3 protein-coding genes are annotated in these 2133 nt (G+C 74.0%); 2 read left to right on the top strand and 1 reads right to left on the bottom strand.

The features are described 5' to 3' along the window. The first annotated feature begins 40 nt into the window (after positions 1-40). Positions 41-868 (top strand): inositol monophosphatase family protein, encoded by an 828-nt coding sequence (locus ADY01_RS35085; protein ID WP_049580887.1) that lies wholly within the window; start codon positions 41-43, stop codon positions 866-868. A gap of 77 nt (positions 869-945) precedes the next feature. On the opposite strand, the gene ADY01_RS40105 is transcribed toward ADY01_RS35085, so the two are convergent. Then, positions 946-1107 carry a hypothetical protein gene (locus tag ADY01_RS40105; RefSeq protein WP_181727297.1) on the bottom strand — a complete coding sequence of 54 codons (162 nt, stop codon included), beginning with the start codon at positions 1105-1107 and terminating at the stop codon, positions 946-948. Positions 1108-1414: 307 nt separating this feature from the next. On the opposite strand from ADY01_RS40105, the gene ADY01_RS35080 reads away from it, so the two are divergent. Continuing rightward, positions 1415-2068: a response regulator transcription factor gene (locus ADY01_RS35080; RefSeq protein WP_049580886.1), complete on the top strand. Its 654-nt coding sequence runs from the start codon at positions 1415-1417 to the stop codon at positions 2066-2068. Positions 2069-2133: the final 65 nt, after the last annotated feature.

The raw sequence follows: 2133 nt of genomic DNA, 5'->3' as shown, positions 1-2133 counted from the left end.
GCCCCACGGCCCCACGGCGTCCACAGCAAGGAGCACCACCGTGTCCGACCGTCCCACCGCGGAGCTCGCGGGAGAGCTGCTCGATCTCGCCGAGGAGGCCGCCGGCCGGGCCGGCGCCCTGCTGCGCGACGGCCGCCCGGCCGACCTGGGCGTCGCGGCCACCAAGTCGAGCCCCATCGACATCGTCACCGAGATGGACCTGGCCGCCGAGAAGCTGATCACCGGCTTCCTCGCGGAACGGCGCCCCGAGGACGGGTTCCTGGGGGAGGAGGGCGGCGTGAGCGGCGGCACCGGCGGCGTGCGCTGGATCATCGACCCGCTGGACGGCACGGTCAACTACCTCTACGGGCTGCCCCAGTGGGCGGTCTCCATCGGGGCGGAGGTGGACGGCGAGGTGGTCGCGGCCGTGGTGGCCGCGCCCATGCGCGGCGAGACCTACCGCGCGGTGCGGGGTGGCGGCGCCTGGCGGCTGCGGGAGGGCGCCGAGCCCGAGCCGCTGCGCCCCCGCCCCTCGCCCCCGCTGGACCAGGCGCTGATCGGCACCGGGTTCAACTACGTGGCCACGGTCCGCGCCGCCCAGGCCGCTCTGGCGGCCCGGCTGATTCCTCAGGTGCGGGACATCCGCCGTTCGGGGTCGGCCGCCGTGGACCTGTGCGACGTGGCGGGCGGGCGGCTCGACGGCTACTACGAGCGCGGGCTCGCCCCCTGGGACCTGGCGGCCGGGGACCTCATCGCCCGCGAGGCGGGCGCGCTGACGGGCGGGCGGCCGGGGCACCGCCCGGACGGCGACCTCACCGTCGCCGCGACCCCCGGCGTCTTCGCGGTGCTCCAGCCCCTCCTGGACGAGTGGGGCGCCTGGCACGACTGAACGGGGCCCGGCCGGGGCCGGGACACGACAGGGCGCCCCCGGTTCACGGGGGCGCCCTGTCGAGGTGTCAGACGTACCTAGCCGACGTGCACGCCGTGCTCCGCCGCGAGTCGGCGCAGGTCGTCCAGCTCGGCCTGCTCCACATCCATCGTGAACACATCTCCGGCCTCACGAGCGCGGTGCAGATCGGACTCGGTGCTTTCGATTCGCTTAAGGATGCCAGCGGTGAACGCGTCCAAGGTGCGCCCCCTCGTCTTCGATCGCGGCACTGGGGGGTGCCGGGGTGGGTGCGGCCACAGCGGACCCCTGAACGGGTCGGCAGCGCGGGGACGGCTTACCGCCTTCAAGGGGGTGGTCGCGGGGTGTGTGTGGCTCCTCCCCGATGCGCGGCGGGGGGAAACCTCAAGAGAACCAAAAATCGTGGCCGGGCCCCGCTTCCGGCCCTTACCGGTGGTTTACAGGGGGGCGGTGCAGGATGGGTCCGGGGGCGGCCGGCCGCCCCCGCCAACGACCTTCCCCCCGACCCCACGAGAGAAGGACAGGGACGTGCGCGTACTCGTCGTCGAGGACGAGCAGTTGCTCGCGGACGCCGTGGCCACCGGGCTGCGGCGGCAGGCCATGGCGGTGGACGTGGTCTACGACGGCGCCGCGGCCACCGAGCGCGTCGATCTCAACGACTACGACGTGGTCGTCCTGGACCGGGACCTGCCGCTGGTGCACGGCGACGACGTCTGCCGCCACATCGTGGAGTGCGGGAAGCCCACGCGGGTGCTCATGCTCACCGCCTCGGGGGACATCAGCGACCGCGTCGAGGGTCTGGAGATCGGGGCCGACGACTATCTGCCCAAGCCGTTCGCCTTCAGCGAGCTGATCGCCCGGGTGCGCGCCCTGGGCCGCAGGGCCACCCCGCCGCTGCCGCCCGTCATGGAGCGCTCGGGCATCACCCTGGACCCGAACCGCAGGGAGGTCCACCGGGACGGGCGCCAGGTCCACCTGGCGCCCAAGGAGTTCGCGGTGCTGGACGTGCTGATGCGCAGCGCGGGCGCGGTGGTCTCGGCGGAGCAGCTGCTGGAGAAGGCCTGGGACGAGAACACGGACCCCTTCACCAACGTCGTCCGGGTCACCGTGATGACGCTGCGCCGCAAGCTGGGCGACCCACCGGTGATCACCACCGTGCCGGGCGCGGGATACCGGATCTGAGCCATGGCAGCGTCCCCCTCCTCGCCCTCGTCCCCCCCCCCCACCCCGCCGCTGCCGCCCATGCC

The sequence above is a fragment of the Streptomyces sp. SBT349 genome (assembly GCF_001083795.1).
Lineage (GTDB): Bacteria > Actinomycetota > Actinomycetes > Streptomycetales > Streptomycetaceae > Streptomyces.
Note: the sequence above shows the minus strand (reverse complement) of the source record. Positions and strands in the feature narration are given on the sequence as shown.